17 protein-coding genes are annotated in these 19,807 nt (G+C 57.0%); 8 read left to right on the top strand and 9 right to left on the bottom strand.

Features of this window, described 5'->3' with window-relative positions:
• The first annotated feature begins 28 nt into the window (after nucleotides 1-28).
• Entirely contained in the window at nucleotides 29-856 is an 828-nt protein-coding gene (gene fghA, locus E1180_RS21410) for an S-formylglutathione hydrolase (RefSeq protein WP_155194681.1), read from the top strand.
• Here fghA and E1180_RS21405 read toward each other — a convergent pair.
• The 8 genes from E1180_RS21405 to E1180_RS21370 all read right to left on the bottom strand — a co-directional run bounded on the left by E1180_RS21405 (nucleotide 853) and on the right by E1180_RS21370 (nucleotide 8,826).
• A complete protein-coding gene (locus E1180_RS21405; RefSeq protein WP_155194679.1) occupies nucleotides 853-1,968 on the bottom strand; it encodes a lysophospholipid acyltransferase family protein in 1,116 nt (371 codons plus the stop codon). The two genes, fghA and E1180_RS21405, sit on opposite strands and share 4 nt — an antisense overlap.
• Complete coding sequence (locus tag E1180_RS21400) at nucleotides 1,965-3,380, bottom strand: cytochrome P450 (RefSeq protein WP_208997293.1); 1,416 nt, start codon at nucleotides 3,378-3,380, stop codon at nucleotides 1,965-1,967. The genes E1180_RS21405 and E1180_RS21400 overlap by 4 nt, the downstream gene beginning before the upstream one ends.
• Nucleotides 3,381-3,427: 47 nt before the next feature.
• Nucleotides 3,428-3,802, bottom strand: coding sequence for a DUF423 domain-containing protein (locus E1180_RS21395; protein WP_244314135.1), 375 nt, complete (start codon nucleotides 3,800-3,802; stop codon nucleotides 3,428-3,430).
• A 79-nt stretch (nucleotides 3,803-3,881) separates the two neighbouring features.
• Nucleotides 3,882-5,924, bottom strand: a complete 2,043-nt coding sequence (locus E1180_RS21390) for a M3 family metallopeptidase (protein ID WP_155194676.1) — start codon at nucleotides 5,922-5,924, stop codon at nucleotides 3,882-3,884.
• A gap of 154 nt (nucleotides 5,925-6,078) precedes the next feature.
• Nucleotides 6,079-6,570 carry a hypothetical protein gene (locus E1180_RS21385; RefSeq protein WP_155194674.1) on the bottom strand — a complete coding sequence of 164 codons (492 nt, stop codon included), beginning with the start codon at nucleotides 6,568-6,570 and terminating at the stop codon, nucleotides 6,079-6,081.
• Nucleotides 6,555-6,980 (bottom strand): type VI secretion system amidase effector protein Tae4, encoded by a 426-nt coding sequence (locus tag E1180_RS21380; RefSeq protein WP_155194672.1) that lies wholly within the window; start codon nucleotides 6,978-6,980, stop codon nucleotides 6,555-6,557. Before E1180_RS21380 ends, E1180_RS21385 begins: the two co-directional genes overlap by 16 nt.
• 115 nt (nucleotides 6,981-7,095) lie before the next feature.
• Nucleotides 7,096-8,211 carry an agmatine deiminase family protein gene (locus tag E1180_RS21375; protein ID WP_155194670.1) on the bottom strand — a complete coding sequence of 372 codons (1,116 nt, stop codon included), beginning with the start codon at nucleotides 8,209-8,211 and terminating at the stop codon, nucleotides 7,096-7,098.
• A gap of 6 nt (nucleotides 8,212-8,217) precedes the next feature.
• On the bottom strand, nucleotides 8,218-8,826 hold the full coding sequence (locus E1180_RS21370; protein WP_155194668.1) for a pyridoxamine 5'-phosphate oxidase family protein: 609 nt from the start codon (nucleotides 8,824-8,826) through the stop codon (nucleotides 8,218-8,220).
• 483 nt (nucleotides 8,827-9,309) lie between these two features.
• Here E1180_RS21370 and E1180_RS21365 point away from each other — a divergent pair, with 483 nt between their 5' ends.
• The 6 genes from E1180_RS21365 (at nucleotide 9,310) to lhpI (ending at nucleotide 15,653) form a co-directional block, all read left to right on the top strand.
• Nucleotides 9,310-10,665, top strand: coding sequence for a substrate-binding protein (locus E1180_RS21365; protein ID WP_155194666.1), 1,356 nt, complete (start codon nucleotides 9,310-9,312; stop codon nucleotides 10,663-10,665).
• A 106-nt stretch (nucleotides 10,666-10,771) separates the two neighbouring features.
• On the top strand, nucleotides 10,772-11,803 hold the full coding sequence (locus E1180_RS21360; RefSeq protein WP_155194664.1) for a branched-chain amino acid ABC transporter permease: 1,032 nt from the start codon (nucleotides 10,772-10,774) through the stop codon (nucleotides 11,801-11,803).
• 3 nt (nucleotides 11,804-11,806) lie between these two features.
• Nucleotides 11,807-13,009 (top strand): branched-chain amino acid ABC transporter permease, encoded by a 1,203-nt coding sequence (locus E1180_RS21355; RefSeq protein WP_155194662.1) that lies wholly within the window; start codon nucleotides 11,807-11,809, stop codon nucleotides 13,007-13,009.
• 12 nt (nucleotides 13,010-13,021) lie between these two features.
• Nucleotides 13,022-13,777 carry an ABC transporter ATP-binding protein gene (locus E1180_RS21350; protein ID WP_155194660.1) on the top strand — a complete coding sequence of 252 codons (756 nt, stop codon included), beginning with the start codon at nucleotides 13,022-13,024 and terminating at the stop codon, nucleotides 13,775-13,777.
• Entirely contained in the window at nucleotides 13,774-14,553 is a 780-nt protein-coding gene (locus E1180_RS21345) for an ABC transporter ATP-binding protein (protein ID WP_283404439.1), read from the top strand. The genes E1180_RS21350 and E1180_RS21345 overlap by 4 nt, the downstream gene beginning before the upstream one ends.
• Nucleotides 14,554-14,708: 155 nt before the next feature.
• Nucleotides 14,709-15,653, top strand: coding sequence for a bifunctional Delta(1)-pyrroline-2-carboxylate/Delta(1)-piperideine-2-carboxylate reductase (lhpI, locus tag E1180_RS21340; RefSeq protein ID WP_155194658.1), 945 nt, complete (start codon nucleotides 14,709-14,711; stop codon nucleotides 15,651-15,653).
• A 49-nt stretch (nucleotides 15,654-15,702) separates the two neighbouring features.
• Here lhpI and E1180_RS21335 read toward each other — a convergent pair whose 3' ends face one another.
• The gene (locus E1180_RS21335; RefSeq protein WP_155194656.1) at nucleotides 15,703-16,554 is read right to left on the bottom strand and encodes a GNAT family N-acetyltransferase; all 852 of its coding nucleotides are present in this window, start codon (nucleotides 16,552-16,554) and stop codon (nucleotides 15,703-15,705) included.
• A 395-nt stretch (nucleotides 16,555-16,949) separates the two neighbouring features.
• On the opposite strand from E1180_RS21335, the gene E1180_RS21330 reads away from it, so the two are divergent.
• Nucleotides 16,950-19,664, top strand: coding sequence for a caspase family protein (locus tag E1180_RS21330; protein WP_155194654.1), 2,715 nt, complete (start codon nucleotides 16,950-16,952; stop codon nucleotides 19,662-19,664).
• The last annotated feature ends 143 nt before the right edge of the window (nucleotides 19,665-19,807 follow it).

Raw genomic sequence — 19,807 nt, 5'->3', positions numbered from 1 at the left:
CCCGATCAGAGCCTCTTTTGGAGTTTCCATGAAAACCCTTTCTGAAAACAAGTGTTTTGGTGGTGTTCAGGGCGTTTACAGCCACGACAGCCGTGTGACCGGCACCGAGATGACGTTTGCGGTGTTCATGCCGCCCCAGGCGGAAGATGGGCCTGTTCCGTGCCTTTGGTATCTCTCCGGCCTGACCTGCACCCATGAAAACGCCATGACAAAGGCTGGCCTTCAGGCACATGCTGCCGAGTTCGGGCTGGCCGTTGTCTTTCCTGACACCAGTCCGCGCGGGGAAAGTGTCGCAAATGACGAGGCCTACGATCTGGGGCAAGGGGCGGGCTTTTACGTGAACGCGACCGAATGCCCATGGGCGCCGCACTTCCAGATGGAAAGTTACATTGCCGGGGAATTGCGCGATCTTATCTCCGAACAGTTTGCCGTTTCCGTTTACCACGGGATTACTGGGCACTCCATGGGCGGGCACGGTGCGCTTACGCTGGCGATGAAGTATCCTGGCCAGTATCAGTCCGTTTCTGCGTTCGCCCCGATTGGACACCCCGCAGCCTCAGAGTGGGGGCGCAAGCAATTCGAGGCTTATCTTGGGAAAGACGAAACCGCGTGGGCAGGCCACGATGCGGCGCTGCTCCTGAAAGAAAAGGGCTGGGCCGGAGATATCCTGATTGATCAAGGAGCAGACGACCAGTTTCTTGAATTGTTGCGCGCAGATGCGCTTTCAGCCGCGCTTGTTGAAACCAAAACAAGTCACGCTTACCGTCTCCATCACGGTTACGATCATTCCTATTATTTCGTATCGACCTTTGCCCGCGATCATGTTTCCTGGCATGCGGAAAGGCTGATTGGTTAGGCACTGGTGCCCGAGCCGCCTGCTTGGGCAGAACTAGGACCCTCAGATTGTTCCGTGTTAGTCTGATGAAGCTGATGGGCATATTCCGACTGCTCGAAATCCGTAGGAAGTCTTAGCTCCTGCAACATGTACCATTCGTCGAAATGCTTCAGTACAACCGGCTCGAAAACCTGATTTAGCGCTTCAATGGTTTCGCTTATTCCATAGGCGCTTGCCCCGGGCTGGCGCAGTATTGGCGGGCAAATGACCTGCTTGAAATTTGCGGGGCCCCGTCGGATTAGATATGTCGGGACCAAGGTTCCTTTGCATGCGTTGGCAATCTTGATCGCCACAACGGCGTTCCCACAATTAGGCACAGGCCTTCCGAACAAAGGAAGATGGACTTGTTTGTTCCGGACTTCATCAATGAAAATTGTCATGGAGTAGCATCCGGACGCCATGAGTTTACGCATGCGGAACGCACTTAGCTGGCCGGGCGGGAACAGATACTGGTTCCGCCGTTTGCGGATCGAATAGACAATCCGGTTTGTGAACCTGTTCGGTTCTGGTTGAAAAGGGCCAATGCTTGGACCGTCCAGTCCCTTATGGATCGCAACGAAAAGCGCTTCCCAAGTGGCCAAATGCATAGACGTGAAGATCAAAGGGCCGCCGAGTTTCTTTGCTCTTTCAATGTTGTCCCGGCCTTCAACGCAAATATGCCCTTCGTCCCATAGCCGGTTTACGACGCTGAATTCCGAACGGGTCCGGCCGCTGTTTCGCCACCAGTTGGAAAGCGCTCTTTCGCGGGCCTCCGTGCTTTGCCAGCGTCCAGGTGTGAGGGCCGCAAAGTTCCGCGATATGCGTCTTGGAAAAACCATATTGCGGTAGGAATGGCGGGCCAATGGCACTAGTAATGGCCCGATATTCGAAACAACCCGGCTCGGGAACAGCCGCATAAGAGAAAATAGCGCGGAATTGAAGAGGCCGTCCTTGGTATGCCGTATCCAATGCAAATGCGCATCTTGTCTGCGCTGCGCATCAGAAGACCAAAGATCAAGGATAGGAGGGGCTGGCGGCTCTTCTGGCAGCGTTTCGCGAAAAGGAATATCGTCCAGTTTGAGGGGCCGTTTCATGGATGGCGTGCGTGAACATTCATTGGCAACTCATCGCCCGGCCTCAGCGTCAGCCGGGCGACCGGCTGGACATCCGTCCCGTCTTTCAATGTCAGATCGAAGCTTTGGGCAAGCATGGCGAGACTTAAAATGGATTCCGTCATCCCGAACTGAAGCCCTGCGCAAATGCGCGGACCGATGCTGAAGGGAACATAGCCGTATTTGTTCGGTTTTTTTGCCTTCGGGTTGATGAAGCGTTCGGGGCGGAACGCATCCGGCGCATGCCACAGTTTCGGGCTGCGGTGCATCAACCAGGGAACGACCAGCACAAGCGAACCCCTCGGCACCGGTTTTCCGCTGATCGAAGTGTCGACCATTGCCTCGCGCGCCAGGATAGGGACGGGCGGGTACAGTCTCAGCGTTTCTTCGATAACTGCCTTCGTGTAAGGAAGATTCGGCACATCTGAAAACGCCGGGGTTCGGCCTTGAAGAACCGTATCGAGTTCCTTTTGCAGTTTGGCGCGGACCCGGTCACTTTGTGACAACAGATACCAGGCCCAGGCGAGCGTATTGGCGGTGGTTTCGTGCCCGGCCATGAAAATGACGGCCGCCTCGTTGCGAATCGCTGCCCGGCTGAGCGGTTTGCCGTCTTCGTCCCGGGCCTCCAGCAGGCCTCCGATAACGGAGTCCTCGCCGCTTTCCTTTTGCTGCGCGTAGCTATCGATGATTTCGTCGAGAACGGTCAGGATCCGTTTGATCGAACTTCGGACGGACCGGCGGCGGTAACGCGGCAACCAGTCCGGCAGTCCGAAAAGCGAAATGATTTCAACCTGATCGATGTGCTTTTGATAGTCCGCAAACCCTTGGACAACCTCACTGGCATAGTCTTTTCCAAGCGTCCGGCCGAAGATGGTGCGGCAAATGATTTCTGCGGTCAGGTGTCCCATTTCAGCCAGGACATTGACCTCTGAGCCGTCCGGCAATCCCGCCCAGTCGGCCCGCTTCTCCTCTATGGTCTCGATCATAATCGGAGCAAAGCCGGGCACGCGTGAGCCGTGAATGATTGGCGCGACAACCTTTCGGCGCTTGGTCCACGTGTCGCTGTCGCTCACAAACAGCCCATCGCCAAGGAGCGGTTCGAGCGAATGCCGCATTTGCGGGCTTTTCCGCTGAAGTTCCTTATGGCGGGTTTGAAAGGCTTCGCGCACGACATCCGGCCGGTTCACGACAAAAAGTTCTCGGTTGATGACTTTTTTGCTGCGCAGGCGGCTTTGGAAATCCGACTCGGTCCAGATTGCCAGGAAGTTCTTTTTTGCCAGCCCGATCAATTTCCATACCGGGGGCAGCGTTTCGAACCGGTGCGGATAGGGAGGCACGAAGTCCTGGGGCGCGCCATTGGTCTCAGGCGCAGGTTTCACGGTCTCAGCGGTCACACAACGATCCAAATAACTGCAAAAAAAACGTCCGGCTGACCTTTTAGTCACCTGAGGTGGGGTCGTAAAGCGCAGAGGACGACAATCACCCAGCCGGCAATAATCGTCATTCCGCCAATGGGAGCAGCTCCCGGGAACAGGCGTGTTCCGCCGAAGACGCGCATTGCCAGATCGCCGCAGAATAAGGCCAGCCCGGCAAAGAGCATGACGGCCGCGAGCACGAGAAGCCTTGTGGCAAGAACACGCACCCACAGCCCAATGGCGAGGAATACGGGGGCGTGAAACACAAGCATTTGGGCCGCTGTTTCGAGACGGCCCGACGGATCCGCATGGGCGGCGGCGGCAAGGCCTGCGACACCCATAGCACCTGCGATGCCACCGGCTGCAAGTGCCAAGCGGGATTGGGGGAAAAGCTGGTTCAAAATTGCTATTTGTCCACGGTTAGGCGGGGGAGGCCAGGCTGCGGTATCCCTCAGCCTGTGCTCTCAAGATGGCAGAAACCTAAGCGGACAACCCGCGTTTTTCCAAAAGGGCGTCGATCTTTGGCGGTCGTCCGCGGAAGGCCACATAGGTCTCTTCCGGATCGGGCCTCCCGCCTGCTGAGTAGATATGTTTGAGCAGCTTTGCAGCCGTTTCCTTGTCAAAGATATCGCCTTTTTCCTCAAAGGCGCCAAAGGCATCGGCATCCATCACTTCGGACCACATGTAGCTGTAATAGCCGGCCGAATAGCCATCGCCGGAGAAGATGTGCTGGAAATGCGGGATCCGGTGCCGGAGTGTAATGGCGCTTGGCATGCCGAGCTTTTCCAGCTCTTGCTTTTCGAAGCTCCCGGTATCCAGGGTGTCCGGATCGTCCAGAAGGTGCAGTTCAAGATCGATAAGGGCCGATGAGGTGTATTCGACGGTCTGAAAGCCCTGATTAAAGTTTGAGGCGGAAAGGACCTTGTCCAATAGGGACCGCGGGATTGGCTCACCGGTTTTGTAGTGAACCGCGTATTTGGACAGGATTTCCGGTTCGGACAGCCAGTGCTCATAGAGCTGTGACGGCAGTTCAACAAAGTCCCGCGGGACACTTGTTCCGGAGATCATCGGATAGGTGACATCCGAAAGCAGCCCGTGGAGCGCGTGCCCGAACTCGTGGAAAAGCGTCCGCGCATCGTCAAAGGTTAGGAGCGCAGCCTCGCCCGGGGCACCCTTTGAAAAGTTCATGACATTCACGATGATCGGGGTCACATTGCCGTCCAGCTTGTGCTGTGAGCGGAACGCACTCATCCACGCGCCTGAGCGCTTGGACGGCCTGGCAAAATAGTCTCCGAGAAATAGGCCTGCGTGCTCACCATTCGCGGCCAAAACCTCCCAAACCCGGACATCCCTGTGGTAGACCGGGACATCGGACAGTTCCTTGAAGGTCACACCGAAAAGGCGGGTTGCCGTATCGAACGCAGCGGTGATCATATTCTCCAGCGGGAAGTAAGGCTTTAACTCCGTTTCATCCAGATCATGCTCCGCTTTGCGGACCTTCTCCGAATAGTAGCGCCAGTCCCAGGCTTCGATCGGGTGGTTTTCACCGAGTTGGACGGCCATATCCGCCAGTTTTTGCCGTTCCTCTTCAGCGCGTTCGAGGCCTGGCGTCCAGACCCGTGTCAGCAGATCACGCACATTTGCCGGTGTCTTTGCCATCGTGTCGTCAAGCTTGAACGCTGCAAAACTGTCAAAGCCAAGCAACTTGGCTTTTTCCTTGCGCAAAACCAGTGTTTCTTTCAGGACGTCGTTATTGTCCGTGTCTCCGCCGGTTTCGCCGCGCGACGTCCAGCCTTTGAAAGCTTCCTCACGCAGGCGACGGTTGGTTGAAAACTGCAGGAAAGGTTCGATTGACGATCTGGAAAGCGTGATCACATGTTTGCCGTCAAGGCCGCGCTCCTTGGCGGCTTCGGAGGCCGCAGCGAGAAGAAAATCGGGCAAGCCGGCGCGGTCTTCCTCGGTTTCAAGCACCAGCTGGAAGTCGGCTTCATCCTTCAGGACATTCTGTGAAAAGGATGTGCCAAGGGTCGCGAGGCGCTGAGAGATCTCGGCCATCCGCGTCTTCCCGGCATCATCGAGTCCGGCTCCGGCCCGTTGAAACATTTTCCAATACCGTTCCAGCACCTTCAGGTCTTCCACCGAAAGGTCCAAAGTGTCCCGCTGCTCCCACAGTGTTGCGATGCGTTGGAAGAGATCCGGATTGAGAAGCGTTTCGGACGCGTGCCTCGCAATTTTGGGAGCGATCTTGCGTTCGATTTCCTGTAGCTCCGGATTGGTGTGGGCGCCGGACAAATTAAAGAATGTTCCTGCCACCTTTGTAAGCCGCTTGCCCGACTTTTCCAAAGCGATGATCGTATTTGTGAAGGTCGGCGCCGTTGTGTCCTGCGCGATCCCGTCGATCTCGGATCTGGCTTCCGACATTGCCGCGTCAAACGCTTCCTCGAAATGGGATGGTGCAATGTCGTCAAAAGGCGGCAAATCGAAAGGGGTTGTCCAGTCTGTAAGCAATGGGTTTTGAGACATTCTGTATCCTGCTGAGACGCAAAAGAGATGTTGGTAACATATGGGCCCGTTTGATCTTCGAGCCAAGGCAGGGTCTGCATTTGCAGCTGTTTCTAATGTTGATTTTAGGGGATGCATTTCCTCCAGCTCCCCAAAGCTGATTGCCAGCGTAGCGTCACTGTGCGGATTGCCGTGCGCCACTCAGGTCTTCGGCAAAGCCGAAAAAGAACCGGCGGTCCATTCCGATATTCTTGCACCAAAGGCCGTTTTCGGCGATGGCGTCGGACACATGAACAACGCGCCGCGTCAAAGTGATTCCCTGCGCGTTGCTGAAACAGGGCTCTGTTTCGGATAGGTCATAGTCCGCCCGTTTGCTGTCGGAAATGGGTGTTCCGACGATCACGGCAACAGATGTGCCGCCAAGCTCGGGAAATTCATAAATCTGCGGCTTTCCATCAGCCCGTTGAAACGCACAAGGTGTGCCGACGCGCAGTGACACATCTTGTGTTTCGCCAAATGCCCGCAGGACACAGGTGCCGCCGGATTGGACGAGTGTGACCGATTTGCCCATGATCGTTGCGGTTTCGAGTTCACTGCCCGTGTCCCAGGGCACGCAGGCGCTTGAGAGCGCTAAGGCAATAAGAGCTGCTGCTACTCGAGTTCCCAAAACCATACTTCCACCCCGCGCGCGAACCAATCCAGTTGACCGCCTTTCATGCTGCGGCCATTCCAAACATCGATATGGTCGCCGGCGCCCCATCCGTCCTTAATGAAGACAATCCCTTTCTTATTGTCAAAGTCACTGGCGGAGGCGCGTTGATGAACGGACCGGGTGCCAAAGGTCCGGGGCCGGGCTGCAATCCACTCTGCAAGTTCCTCAGCGCGCAAGATATGCTTCGGGTCGTGCCTGAGGCCCGGATAGCATTTGGCCCCGGTGAAAGTTGTCAAACTGACACCGGCGCCGCTCAGGGCAACGCCCATCCGAATGGCGCATTGGTTCGAGAAGTGGCGGGTGTCGCAAGGACTGCGGGGGTATGGATGGTGATCCCAGAGGTCTTGAAACCGGATGCTTGGCATTCCTTTCATCTCCCTGATGCGCAAATTCAATCAGGGGTAATCCTATCACCAAACTGCACCAGGATTCGACAGGGCGCTTACACTAAAGGCGTCCGGAAGTGCGCGCCGCTCTCTGTTAGGCGGGCTGCTGCTGGGTCGCGCAATGAATGCCGCCCCCGGTTTCGCCGAGCGCGTCCACATTCAAGCTGACGACCTCCCGGTCCGGATAAAGGTCCTTCAGCGTCTGGATAGTCTCTTGATTGGTGTCCATATCGCCAAACTCCGCGCAGATCACGGCACCGTTGCAGACATAGTAGTTGGCATATGAGCTGACAAACTCTTCGTCATCTATCCGCGGGTATTCGGGTGAGGGGACCTCGACAATCTCAAGACGCCGCCCGCGCGCATCTCGAGCCGTTTTCAGGATATCCAAGGTGACCCGCGCTGAATTGGAAAACACGTCATCATCGTCCGGGTAGGGGGCCTGGAACAGGACTGTGCCCGGTTCGGTGAAACGGGCAAGCGCATCAATATGATCATCAGTGATATCCTGACCCGCGACGCCCGGCGCCCAGATCATTTTTTCGGCGCCATACGCCCGCAGCAGCCGCGCCTCGATTTCTGACCGGCCGAGAGTGTTACGATTTGGATTGACCCAACTGCTTTCGTGCGCAAGAAGCGTCCCGTCTCCATCCCATTCGACGCCTCCGGGCTCTCCCACTATGCCGCTATCGAAAACCGGCAAATCAAGCCGTTCTGCGACCCGCGCGGCGACCAAACGGTCATTCGGGTTCGCCATCCGGTCTCCCCAGCCATTGAAGTTGAGATTGACGACGGCCTGGCCGCCGCGATCGTTCCGGGCAAAAAGCGGTCCGGAGTCCCGGCACCACAAATCGTCGGTGGGAACGTCCCAGATCTCAACATCGTTTGAGACAAATTGCCGGGCTGCGCCGATATGTTGCTTTCCCATCAAAAGGACAACAGGTTCAAAAGCGGCGATTGTGTTGGCGATGCGGGCAATTGTATCTTGCAGATAGTCGACAAAATCCGCGTCATCATGGGCGGGCCCCAGAACCGGCCACTGCATGAAAGTGCGCAGATGCGGTATGTCTTCAGCCGGCACACGGAAGCCCTCCGGCAGCGGATTGGGTTGCGCCATGGCAGAGCCTCCGATCATGTCCCAGCGGGCCGCTATAATTCCAGCGGCTAACGCGGCACTGGACTTCAGGAACCGGCGGCGCGGCCGGTTCATGGTTTGCTACCACATGGTTTTGGCGGCCCGTTCCGGCCATTCGCGATCATAGGCAGCAGCATCGAAGCCATCTTTGATTTCCTTCATGATCCCGCCCGGTGTCGGCAAGTCATTCAAGCCGGACTGGTCGTCCGCGTCCCACAAATCTGCGCGCATAATGGCCCGGGCACATTGAAAATACACGGATTGGATGGTGATGATAATCACCGATCTTGGCTTTTGGTTATCGATCGCGAAAGAATTCAGAAGATCATCTTCCGCGGAAATCACGGCTGTTCCGTTAATCCGCAGAACATTCGTCCAGCCAGTAATCATGAACATGAGTGAGACGCGCGGGTCGCGGATGATGTTGCGGAGAGAATCGATCCGGTTGTTGCCGCGCCTGTCCGGCATGAGCAGCGTGCGCTCGTCCTGAACTCTCACAACGGGCCCAGCATCACCGCGGGGCGAACAATCAAGCCCTTCCGGGCCGGCAGTCGAAAGCGTGCAGAACTTCGCGGTCTCGATGATCTTGCGGTAACCGTGGTTGAGATGGTCGATCTCTTTGATCATCGCTGCTTCCTGCGGCAGCCCATAAAGAGCCTGCAGGTCTTCCAAAGACTTAATAAGTGTCATGATCCGCCTGATGTTTTCGTGAAGCTCGATGGACGCGGCGCAACTTTAGGATGCGCCAATGCAAGGGTCAAACGGCGGATGAGCCCTTCAAGGCCGCCTCATTGGTTCCAGGGGCTCAGTCTTTGGTCTAAGTTTCTGAAAGTCTTGCTCTTTATAACCTTTACGTAAACGGAATAGTGCGGCGCAATATAAATTACGATAAGTATATGTATTTTATGATTAAATAAAATATTGCGACGCAGCATATTTGTGCTGATTTCTTCAAAAAGTATGCTGTCTACTTCATAAGTATAATAAAGCCGGAATGCAGGCGCGCCGATAGTCGTATTGCCGTTTCTTCCCCTCATTTTTTACAGTCTGCCCAGCTTGCAGTTCTGGCCTGAGGAATCGGTGCGCCGATCGGGGAACAGCCGGTCTGCTTGCGGCTGTACAGCTGTTCCGGGTGCACCGAGGTGGTGTGCCCTGCCTTTCTGGGAGGAAAGTATGAGCTTAATTCGCAAACCCCTAAATCGTCGTTCCATTCTGCGCGCTGGCGCCCTCGGCGGCACGGCTCTTGCCATGCCGACGATCCTAACCAGCCGCGCTTGGGCGCAAGGTTACCTGAACGAGCCGACCGGCTCGACGGTGACCCTTGGCTTCAACGTGCCGCAATCCGGCCCGTACGCAGATGAAGGGGCCGATGAACTGCGCGCCTACGAGCTTGCTGTCGAGCACCTGAATGGTGAAGGCGATGGCGGGATGATGAACACCTTTTCATCCAAGGCGCTGAAGGGATCCGGTATTCTCGGCAAGAAAGTCGAGTATGTAACCGGTGATACGCAGACGAAATCGGACGCCGCCCGCGCATCCGCAAAGTCCATGATCGAAAAAGACGGCGCCGTCATGATCACCGGCGGCTCGTCCTCCGGCGTGGCCGTCGCCGTGCAGGCGCTCTGCCAGGAAGCCGGCGTCATCTTCATGGCGGGTCTTACCCACTCAAACGACACCACCGGTAAAGACCGCCGTGCCAACGGGTTCCGTCACTTCTTCAACTCCTACATGTCCGGCGCAGCACTTGCTCCGGTGTTGAAGAACGCCTACGGCGCAGACCGCAAGGCCTATCACCTGACTGCGGACTACAACTGGGGTTACACCACAGAGCAGGCGGTGAAGGAATCCACCGAGGCAATGGGTTGGGAAACGGTCGAGACCGTCAAGACGCCGCTCGCAGCGACGGACTTCTCCGCTTACATCACGCCTGTGCTTCAGTCAGATGCCGACGTTCTGGTGCTCAACCACTACGGCGGCAACATGGTGAACTCACTCACCAACGCGGTTCAATTTGGCCTGCGCGACAAGGTCGTAAACGGCAAGAACTTCGAAATTATCGTTCCGCTTTACTCGCGTTTGATGGCGAAGGGTGCCGGTGAGAACGTTAAGGGCATCTTTGGGTCCACCAACTGGCACTGGTCGCTTCAGGACGAAGGCTCCAAGGCATTCGTTCAGTCGTTCGGTCAGAAGTACGGCTTCCCGCCGAGCCAGGCTGCCCACACTTGCTACGTTCAGGCGCTGCTTTACGCTGATGCGTGTGAGCGGGCTGGAACCTTCAATCCGTGCGGCGTTGTCGAGGCGCTCGAAGGCTTCGAGTTCGACGGCTTGGGTAACGGCAAGACCTTGTACCGCGCTGAAGACCACCAGTGCTTCAAGGATGTTCTGGTCGTGAAAGGGAAAGAGAACCCGACTTCGGAGTTCGACCTTCTCGAAATCGTGGAAGTGACCCCGGTTGAGCAGGTCACCTACGCTCCGGATCATCCGCAGTTTGCGGGCGGTGCCCTCGGCACCTGCAACTCCGGCGCATAACCCAAACATATTTAGCAGGCAGGGCGGTTTTCTGCCCTGCCTGATCCTTAAAACTATGCGCGGTTGGGGGCAGTTGCCACGCGCGCTTTGATCCGAGCGAAGAGCGATGGACGCGATACTTCTTCAAATTCTGAATGGTCTGGACAAGGGATCGGCCTATGCGCTGATCGCACTCGGGCTGACCCTCATCTTCGGCACACTAGGCGTGGTGAACTTCGCGCATGGCGCCTTGTTCATGATCGGCGCCTTTTGTGCGGTTACCCTGAGCCGCCTGCTGTCATTGTCCTACACGACAATTGACCCGGAACGGACCGACTTTCTTGGAAATCCGCTAAAGGTGGAAACGCCTTACGTGGAAGCCTGGTTTGGACCGGAAACAGGAGCTGCCATCATCGACTGGTCCGTCCCGCTTGGGATCCTGTTCTCGATCCCGATCATGGCGTTTATCGGCCTCGCCATGGAACGCGGTCTGATCAAGTATTTCTACAAGCGCCCGCATGCGGATCAGATCCTTGTTACCTTCGGCCTCGCTATCGTACTCCAGGAAATCATTAAATACTTTTTTGGTGCAAACCCGATCCCGACGCCGGCGCCGGATGTGTTCGCAGGCAGCTTCGATTTCGGAGCCATGATCGGAATGGACCCGAACGTGATCATCTATCCGTACTGGCGGATCGTGTACTTCCTGTTCGCGGCGGTCATTATTGGAGGCGTCTTCGCCTTCCTGCAATACACCACGTTCGGAATGGTGGTGCGGGCCGGCATGGCCGACAGACAGACGGTCGGGCTTCTTGGCATCAATATCGACAAGCGTTTCACGGTGATGTTTGCCTTAGCAGCAGTCGTTGCCGGGCTGGCTGGGGTCATGTATGCACCGATTAATTCACCGAACTACCATATGGGCATGGACTTCCTTGTCCTGAGTTTCGTCGTGGTTGTTGTCGGCGGTATGGGGTCGCTTCCGGGTGCCGTCCTAGCCGGTTTTGTTCTCGGGATCCTTGAGAGCTTCGCCTCGATGGCGCAGGTGGTTTCCCTGCTGCCGGGCATCAATCAGATCATCATTTACCTCGTTGCCATTGTAATCCTGCTGACCCGTCCGCGTGGATTGATGGGGCGCAAAGGCGTCATGGAGAGCTAAGCGATGTTGGGTTTAGATAAAAAAGATACGTCCCTTTTCCTGCTGGTTCTTCTATTGGTGGTGTTGGCCCCCTTCCTGTTGAACCCGTTTCCGGAAAACTCCGAACTTGCGCAGTTCAATGCCGGTTATCCGGACCTTATGCAGCGTTTCCTGATCTTCGGGATCTTTGCAATTGGCTTCAACATCCTCTTCGGCCTGACGGGTTATCTCAGCTTTGGCCACGCCGCCTTTTTGGGAGTGGGCTCCTACGCCGGCGTCTGGATGATGAAGCTGCTGACCATGAATGTGCTTCCGGCCATCATCATTTCCGTGATTTTCGCTGGTCTGTTCTCTCTATTGGTCGGCTACATCTCGCTAAGGCGATCGGGTATTTACTTCTCGATCCTGACCCTCGCTTTCGCCCAGATGTCTTTCTCCCTTGCTTACTCGGTTCTGACACCGATCACTAACGGTGAGACCGGATTGCAGCTTGCGTTGGATGATCCGCGGATCCTCGGTGTAAGCCAGGTCGACGGCAGCATTCCGTTGGCGCATTTCTTTGGCGTAAACATGCGTGACAGTTTTGAGTTGTCGTTGGGCGGGTGGCTCTTCACCTTCAACGCGGGCTACTACCTGTGCGCTGTGGTTATGATGATAGCGTTCTATATCGCGGTCAGGATATTCCGTTCGCCATTCGGGATGATGTTGCGAGCTGTCAAGTCCAACCAGCAGCGGATGAACTTCACGGGTTTGAACTCACGGCCTTACACTCTCGCAGCCTTCGTTATCTCAGGCATGTATGCTGGGCTCGCAGGCGGTCTGATGGTTGCCATGGATCCGCTGGCCGGAGCTGAGCGCATGCAATGGACGGCCTCTGGTGAAGTGGTCCTGATGACGATCTTAGGTGGCGCGGGTACGTTGATTGGTCCGGTCTTAGGCGCTGGATTTATCAAGTACTGTGAAAACATCTTCTCCAAGATCAACGACAACATTCTCTATGAGTGGTTCTCCGCTCTGCCAGAGGCTGTGTCCGATATCCTGGTCTTCGTCATCCATCCGTTTATCGGCAAGGGCTGGCACCTGACCCTTGGGATCATGTTCATGCTGATCGTTATCTTCCTGCCAGGTGGCATCATGGAAGGCTTCCAGCGGATCGGCAAACTGTTCTCGCGCAAGAAGAAAAAGGAGGCTGATGCCTCCGGCGCAACCCCGGCACCGGCCGAGTAAGGAACACGCGACATGGAAATCTTACGCGTAGAAGGTGTGAACAAGTCGTTTGGCGGCCTGAAAGCACTCAACAATGTGAACTTTAAGGTCAACGAGGGGACCGTTCACGCCATCATCGGACCAAACGGTGCCGGTAAGTCGACCTTCCTGAACTGCATGATCGGGCGCCTTGCGCCCGATACGGGAACCGTGATGTTCGGCGATATTTCTCTGACGGGAATGAAGCCGCACGAAATCAACCAGGTGGGTGTCTCCCGCGTTTTTCAGACACCGGAGATATTCGGCGAGCTCACGCTCCTTGAAAACATTATGATCCCGGCCTTGGCAAAGCGGGATGGAGACTTTGCTCTTCATGCCTTTGCCCGGGTGGATCAGGACGCCGAGATCCGCGACAAGGCGATGCATATGCTCGAGGATGTCGGTTTGGCCGAAAAGCGGGACATCATTGCAAGTTCGCTCTCGCGCGGTGACAAGCGGCGCCTGGAGCTGGCCATGTGCCTGTCCCAGGACCCGAAGCTTCTGCTCCTGGATGAGCCGACCGCCGGTATGTCCCGTGCCGACACAAACAATACCATCGATCTCCTGAAACGCATCGGTGACCGTGGCATCACCAAGGTCGTTATCGAACACGACATGCACGTGGTGTTCTCGCTGGCCGAAAAGGTGACCGTTCTTGCTCAGGGAACGATCATCGCGGAAGGCAAGCCGGAAGATATCAAGGGCGATCCGCGTGTTCAGGAAGCCTATCTGGGAGGAGCGCACCTGTGAGCATTCTCGAAAACCAATTTGAGGGCAAGTCCGCGCCGGGCATTCAGCCGCGCAAGGCGCGGGGCGCGGCCCCTGCGTTCTTCTCCGCCTGGGATCTGCATGCCTATTACGGCGAAAGCTACATCGTTCAGGGCGTAAGCTTCGACATCCGCGAGGGCGAAATTCTGGCCCTTCTGGGCCGGAATGGTGCCGGCAAGACCTCAACGTTGAGAACGATCGCGCGGATGGACGATCCAGCCCTGACCCATGGCGAGATCTGGCTCGATCACAAGCCCTTGCACGAAATGAAGAGCTATGAGGCGTCCCGCCTCGGCGTTGGGCTGGTGCCGGAAGACCGGCGGATTATCCAAGGTCTGACAGTTCAAGAAAATCTTGAACTCTCCCAGATTGCCGAGCCGAAGGGCTGGTCGATCGAACGGATCTATGAACACTTTCCGCGGCTTGCGGAACGCCGCAATCAGGAAGGCACAACCATGTCCGGCGGCGAACAGCAGATGCTGGCTGTCGCCAGGGCGCTGGCGCGGGACATCAAGCTACTGCTCTTGGACGAGCCCTATGAAGGGCTTGCACCGGTCATTGTGCAGGAGATCGAGCGGATCCTGGAAGGCGTCAAGGATCTTGGCATCACCACTGTGATCGTGGAGCAGAATGCAATTGCCGCGCTGCACCTTGCTGACCGTGCCGTGATCCTCGATATGGGCGAAGTCGTTTTCGACGGCTCGGCCCAGGAAGTTCTCGACAACGCCGAGCTGCGCCAGGAATACCTCGCGATCTGACCGCTATTTACGCGTTGCCCGACATCAAGCCAGGCCGGAAACGGTCTGGCTTTTTTCATGTGTTGAATTTTCCCGACAAAACCATGGTGTGTCCACGGGTCCTGTGGTCTTGTAGCAGCGTAACATCCCACCGATAGACCTGACGATTGCCAAACATGCTGCTGCTGAGTGAAGACCAGACCCGCGATGCCCTTCCTTTCCCCGAACTCATCGACAGTTTGAGGGCCATATTTCAAAGCGGCTGCGTTATGCCGACCCGGCATCACCATGATGTCGAAATACCTGGTGAAGAGGACGGAACCATGCTCTTGATGCCCGCATGGGTGCCAGGTGGCTTTTCCGGTGTGAAGGTCGCGAATGTCGTACCGGGCAATTCGGACCGCAATCTTCCAGCCGTGTCTGCCCAGTATTTGCTGTCGGATGCGCGCACGGGGAAGATGCTTGCGCTGATCGATGGCGGCGAGTTGACTGCGCGCCGGACAGCCGCCGCTTCGGCCCTTGCGGCATCCTACCTTGCGCGGCCGGATGCGGAGCATCTGCTTGTCGTTGGGACGGGCCGGTTGGCCATCAACCTCGTTGGGGCACACATGGCGGTCAGACCGATCAAACAGGTCACCATCTGGGGGCGGTCGAAAGAAAAATCGGCAAACCTGGCAAGGGAAATCGGCTCGTCCTATCCGGTCAAGGTCACTGTTGCCGGGAAACTCGGCGAAGCGCTTGAAAATGCGGACATCGTGAGCGCAGCCACCTTGTCATCGGAGCCTCTGATCCGGGGGGCGGACCTGAGAGCCGGTACCCATGTCGATCTGGTCGGGGCATTCAAGCCGTCCATGCGCGAAAGTGATGACGAGGTAATCAAGCGCGCAGAACTTTATGTCGACACACGCGATGGGTGCCTCGTCGAAGGCGGCGATATTGTACAACCCATGAAAGCCGGTTTGATTACGGAAGCGGACATCAAGGCGGATCTTTACGAACTTTGCCGGTCAGACCATCCAGGTCGCCAATCCAGCGAGGCGATCACTGTTTTCAAGTCTGTTGGAGCCGCTTTGGAAGACCTTGCGGGCGCCATGCTGGCCTATCGCAATGGCGGTCATTGACGATCAGCTGACGGTGTTGGGATCCATTTTTAAGAAGACCCCACGCCGCTTATCCAAGTTCGAAAGTGGTAATGCCGAACATCTGGTCGAGCGGCAGTTCGGGTGCAAGGCCGCGATACATGCGGAATGTCTCGAACTCCGGCGACAATTCGTATTGCTCCGCCAAAAGCAGCGCGGCTGCATTGGGCTCGGGTGTATCGAGGATGATAGGGTCGCCTTTGACCTGACCGGCCAGTGCTTGAAACAATATGTCGGCGATTTCGGGCGTGTCTGCGAATAGCGGGCCGATCTTGTATCCCTCAAGGCACTTTCTCAGAACGCCGTAACCCCGGAACTCACCATCGTCGACAAAGGCAAATCCGCGCCTTGTTTCCAGCATGGGCGCGCACCACTGTCTCAGAAATTGGGTGCGGCCAGCGGGGAAAAAGCGGCGGTCATAATCAACGACTGATGGGAAAATGCCGTGTCCAAGCGGGGCGATGCGCGGATCCATCGGTGTGTCCCACTGGGATATCCCGGCATTCCGGATGTTCCGGTAGACAGACCGGAATCCATGCTCAGCGTAACTGGCCGTCTGTTCAAGAACGGCATCAAGCCCGATCAGGCGGTTACCGAGATAGCCCATGGCATGATCCCAGATCACATGGCCAAACCCTTGTTGCCGGAACTCGGGTTTGCAGATGTAAAGGCCGATGAAGCCGAAGCTGTCTTCATATTTCACCGCTGAGATGACGTTGATCAGCTTGCCGTCGATTTCACCGCAGAAAAACCCCTTGGAGTCGGCCGCAAAAAACGCGGCGCCGTCCTCCAGCCCAGGGTTCCAGCCTTCCTCGCCAGCCATATCCATTGGAACTTTCATCTCGTGCTGTTCCAGTGGGCGGATTTTGAGTTTGCTGGTCATGAGGACTCCGGTTCACACACGGCGAGTATGTTACAGGCGCCCAGCGCCCGGGAAGGGACACGTCCGGCGCTTTAACACCTTCAAAAAGTACATCTCTCTGCCGTTCATTCGACGTCGAACGATTGGCAGGTGGTGGCCTAACGTAATTTGACTCGGCCCGCATGAAAAGCACCCAGGACTCAGTCTTGAATGCCCGATTGGTCGTCCATGCCGGGTGTTTCCAACGGAAGGATGGGGATACGTCTTGCACGCCACGGGTAAGTGTGCATCACTTAACGTAAAGGAATGTGGGGAGCCCGGGGCGCTGGTAAAATGTTCACGGTGTGCGCGCTGTCACATCCGGTGCGGTGAGAAGGTGCGATAGTGGGCCGGACGACAAGAGCGCTGAGGATAGTATGAAAAACGCGTATTCTTCTCCGGAACGCAGTCCGGGCCGCAACCCGGTGACCGGTATCAAATACAAACCCCGCATGCCCGCGTTGAAGACCGCCATCTTTTCATTGCCCTTGGTATTCATGATCGGGCACGGAGCCGCCGAGGCATCTGTTGAAAATGGCCGCAGGGTTGCGCTTGTCATCGGCAACGAGGCCTACCGCTACGTTGAACCGCTTGAAAATCCTCTGAATGATACGGCTGCCATCACGAAGACGCTTCGCGATGCAGATTTCGATGTGACCATCGGGACGGACTTGACCAAAAAAGAACTCGAATTGGTCGTGCGGAAGTTTTTGCGGGAACTGAACGACGGAGACACGGCGCTCTTTTACTATTCCGGTCATGCGCTTCAGGTGGGCGATTCCAATTTCTTGCTTCCGGTCGATGCCAAACTTGCCTCGCAATATGATCTGGAATTTGAAAGCCTGAAGGTCTCGCATCTCCTCGATTACATGAAGGCAGCTTCCAGTTTGCAAATCGTCATGCTGGATGCCTGCCGGGACAATCCGTTCGAGATCGCAAGTCTATATTGGGGCGAAGAAGAGTACAGCCTTGGCAAAACCCGCGGATTGCGGCGTATTCCGAACAAGTTGGGGGCCTTCATCTCCTATGCCACCCGCCCTGGCGAAGTGGCTTATGACGGGGCAGGGCCCATGAGCCCGTTTACAACCTCTGTTGTGGCTAACGCTCTCAACCCGGCACTGGAAATCAAGGATCTGATGACGCGGGTCCGGGAAGACGTGGTCGAAAAGACGGGCGGCCGGCAGATCCCTTATGAAGATTCTACCCTTGTCACTGATTTTTACTTCGTCCCGCCCAAACCGGCCCCGGTTGTCACCGCGCACCACCGGATCGGCATTTTGGCAAGTGATAGCGCCACTCCCTTGGGAATACCCGAACCTGTCCAGCCTGAAGGGGGTGACGTAACCGCCCTGATAACGCTCGCGCCGGAGCGCGGAAAACTGGTTCTCATCGATGGAACGGAGGTCACCGAAGGCGTTCAGGTGGCTGCCGCCGACCTGGCCGGTTTGGCTTATGTCCCAGGCAGCGCGGGTGGTGCAGGGGTTGAACTTATCGGATATGAGGTGACGGATACCTGGGGTGGAACGGCGTCTGCCATTGCATCGGTCACTATTTCGGAGGCGGATACGCCTTCAGACGAGCCGGTTCCCGCGCCGCAAGAGAGCGGCCCAGCGCTCCTTGCCGAACTGAAAACCTGGTTGAAGGACACAGTGCAAACGGGCGCCAAGGCCGCACCCGTTGGTGTTGGTCCGATCCCGCTCTATGCGGAGGCCCCTGTTCAAGGCGTCGGTCCGAGCGCTTCGTGGTTGAAAGTCGTTTCCGTTGATCCGCAATTGCAGCTTGCCTCCGATGACCGGCTGCTGCAGGCCGGTGACCGGCTGCCGGCATCTGCGTTGAACAGCTTGACCGTTCGGCCGCAAATAGGAAGCAATGACAGTGTCCGCCAGTTCGAACTTGAAATTCCTGAAACGGCCGATGCACCCGCAATGACCGTTGCTCAACGGGTTCGCCCGGAAGTGACTGCGTGTGACGATCTGGCGGCTCAACCTTTCGACCTGCAGGCCGTCGCCGAAGGCCGGCTTGCAAACGAACTGGACGCACCAGCCGTTATTACGGCTTGCTCCGAGGCCATGGAAACCTATCCGGAGGTTGGCCGGTTTGTGTTTCAGCGCGGCCGGGGATCGTTCGCGGCTGGAGACCTTGCCCAGGCAGCAAAGGACTTTGAGCGCGCCTACCAGATGGGACATGTAAGGGCCGGACAGGTTCTTGGCAGAATGCATTATCTTGGTGCGGGGATCGACCGGGATCAGGAACGGGCGGTTTCGCTTTATGAACAGGCGGCTGAACGCGGCGATGCCTATGCGCTGCATTCGCTTGGCCTTGCCCAGATCAAGGGCGAGGGCACTGTTCAGGACGAACAGGCCGGACTTGAAAAACTCCTGCAAGCCGTCGAGGCCGGACATACATTTGCGTTCAATGCGATCGGTGGTTTCTACCTGCGCGGCCAGCATGTCGATGAGGATATCAGCCGGGCTGTCTACTACTTTAACCGGTCCGCCGCCCGGGATGATGTTTACGGCTACCTCAACCTCGGCACCCTCTACCGGGACGGGAAGGGCGTTCCGGAAGACATGGCTGCGGCCTTGGGTTGGTTTAAAAAAGCCCACGAGGGCGGGCATCCTGCCGCCGGAACCGCAATTGGCTTGATGTATTTTAACGGCCAGGGCGTCGAAAAGAGCGAGGCCGAAGCCACCAGATGGTTCCGCGAAAGCGCGGAACGGGGCGACCCATGGGGGGCTTTCAACACCGCCTTCATGCTTGGGCGGCAATCGGGAGATGCAGCGGCCCAGGAGCGGGTCAAGATGCTGGCCCTGGCTGTCGCGGTTGATCCGGCTTCATCCGCCGCCCAGAAGGCAACAGACGGTCTTGCCAGTGCGGACCGGCGGGCAAAGGCCCGGGCTCTCCAACAGACATTGACGGATCTTGGCTTCGATCCTGGCCCGGTGGACGGCCAGCCCGGGCGCAAGACCCGCGCCGCCCTTGCGGCGTTCTTTGAAGCAAGCGGCCGGTCTGCGGTGACAGGGGATCCTGCTTTGGTTGAATTGGTCAAGTATGAGTGGGAACAGGACCGTCCGCGCTACGATCTCTTTTAACGGGCCGAAGGAGAATGACATGACAGTGCAAAAACTCATTCTGGCTGGAGTCGGAACAGCGCTCCTGGCGTTGACCGGCTGCCAGACACAGCAGCAATCGGCAGCGCCGGCAGCTGCGACACCCGCGGCGGCCAGCCCGCAAG

Source organism: Roseibium denhamense (assembly GCF_009711415.1).
Taxonomy (GTDB): domain Bacteria; phylum Pseudomonadota; class Alphaproteobacteria; order Rhizobiales; family Stappiaceae; genus Roseibium; species Roseibium denhamense.
Note: the sequence above shows the minus strand (reverse complement) of the source record. Positions and strands in the feature narration are given on the sequence as shown.

Bases quoted from the DNA above. Each gene is read 5' to 3' on its own strand.
- fghA (WP_155194681.1), top strand. From the start codon at position 29: ATGAAAACCCTTTCTGAAAACAAGTGTTTTGGTGGTGTTCAGGGCGTT.
- E1180_RS21405 (WP_155194679.1), bottom strand. From the start codon at position 1,968: ATGAAACGGCCCCTCAAACTGGACGATATTCCTTTTCGCGAAACGCTG.
- E1180_RS21390 (WP_155194676.1), bottom strand. From the start codon at position 5,924: ATGTCTCAAAACCCATTGCTTACAGACTGGACAACCCCTTTCGATTTG.
- E1180_RS21380 (WP_155194672.1), bottom strand. From the start codon at position 6,980: ATGCCAAGCATCCGGTTTCAAGACCTCTGGGATCACCATCCATACCCC.
- E1180_RS21375 (WP_155194670.1), bottom strand. From the start codon at position 8,211: ATGAACCGGCCGCGCCGCCGGTTCCTGAAGTCCAGTGCCGCGTTAGCC.
- E1180_RS21370 (WP_155194668.1), bottom strand. From the start codon at position 8,826: ATGACACTTATTAAGTCTTTGGAAGACCTGCAGGCTCTTTATGGGCTG.
- E1180_RS21365 (WP_155194666.1), top strand. From the start codon at position 9,310: ATGAGCTTAATTCGCAAACCCCTAAATCGTCGTTCCATTCTGCGCGCT.
- E1180_RS21360 (WP_155194664.1), top strand. From the start codon at position 10,772: ATGGACGCGATACTTCTTCAAATTCTGAATGGTCTGGACAAGGGATCG.
- E1180_RS21355 (WP_155194662.1), top strand. From the start codon at position 11,807: ATGTTGGGTTTAGATAAAAAAGATACGTCCCTTTTCCTGCTGGTTCTT.
- E1180_RS21350 (WP_155194660.1), top strand. From the start codon at position 13,022: ATGGAAATCTTACGCGTAGAAGGTGTGAACAAGTCGTTTGGCGGCCTG.
- lhpI (WP_155194658.1), top strand. From the start codon at position 14,709: ATGCTGCTGCTGAGTGAAGACCAGACCCGCGATGCCCTTCCTTTCCCC.
- E1180_RS21335 (WP_155194656.1), bottom strand. From the start codon at position 16,554: ATGACCAGCAAACTCAAAATCCGCCCACTGGAACAGCACGAGATGAAA.
- E1180_RS21330 (WP_155194654.1), top strand. From the start codon at position 16,950: ATGAAAAACGCGTATTCTTCTCCGGAACGCAGTCCGGGCCGCAACCCG.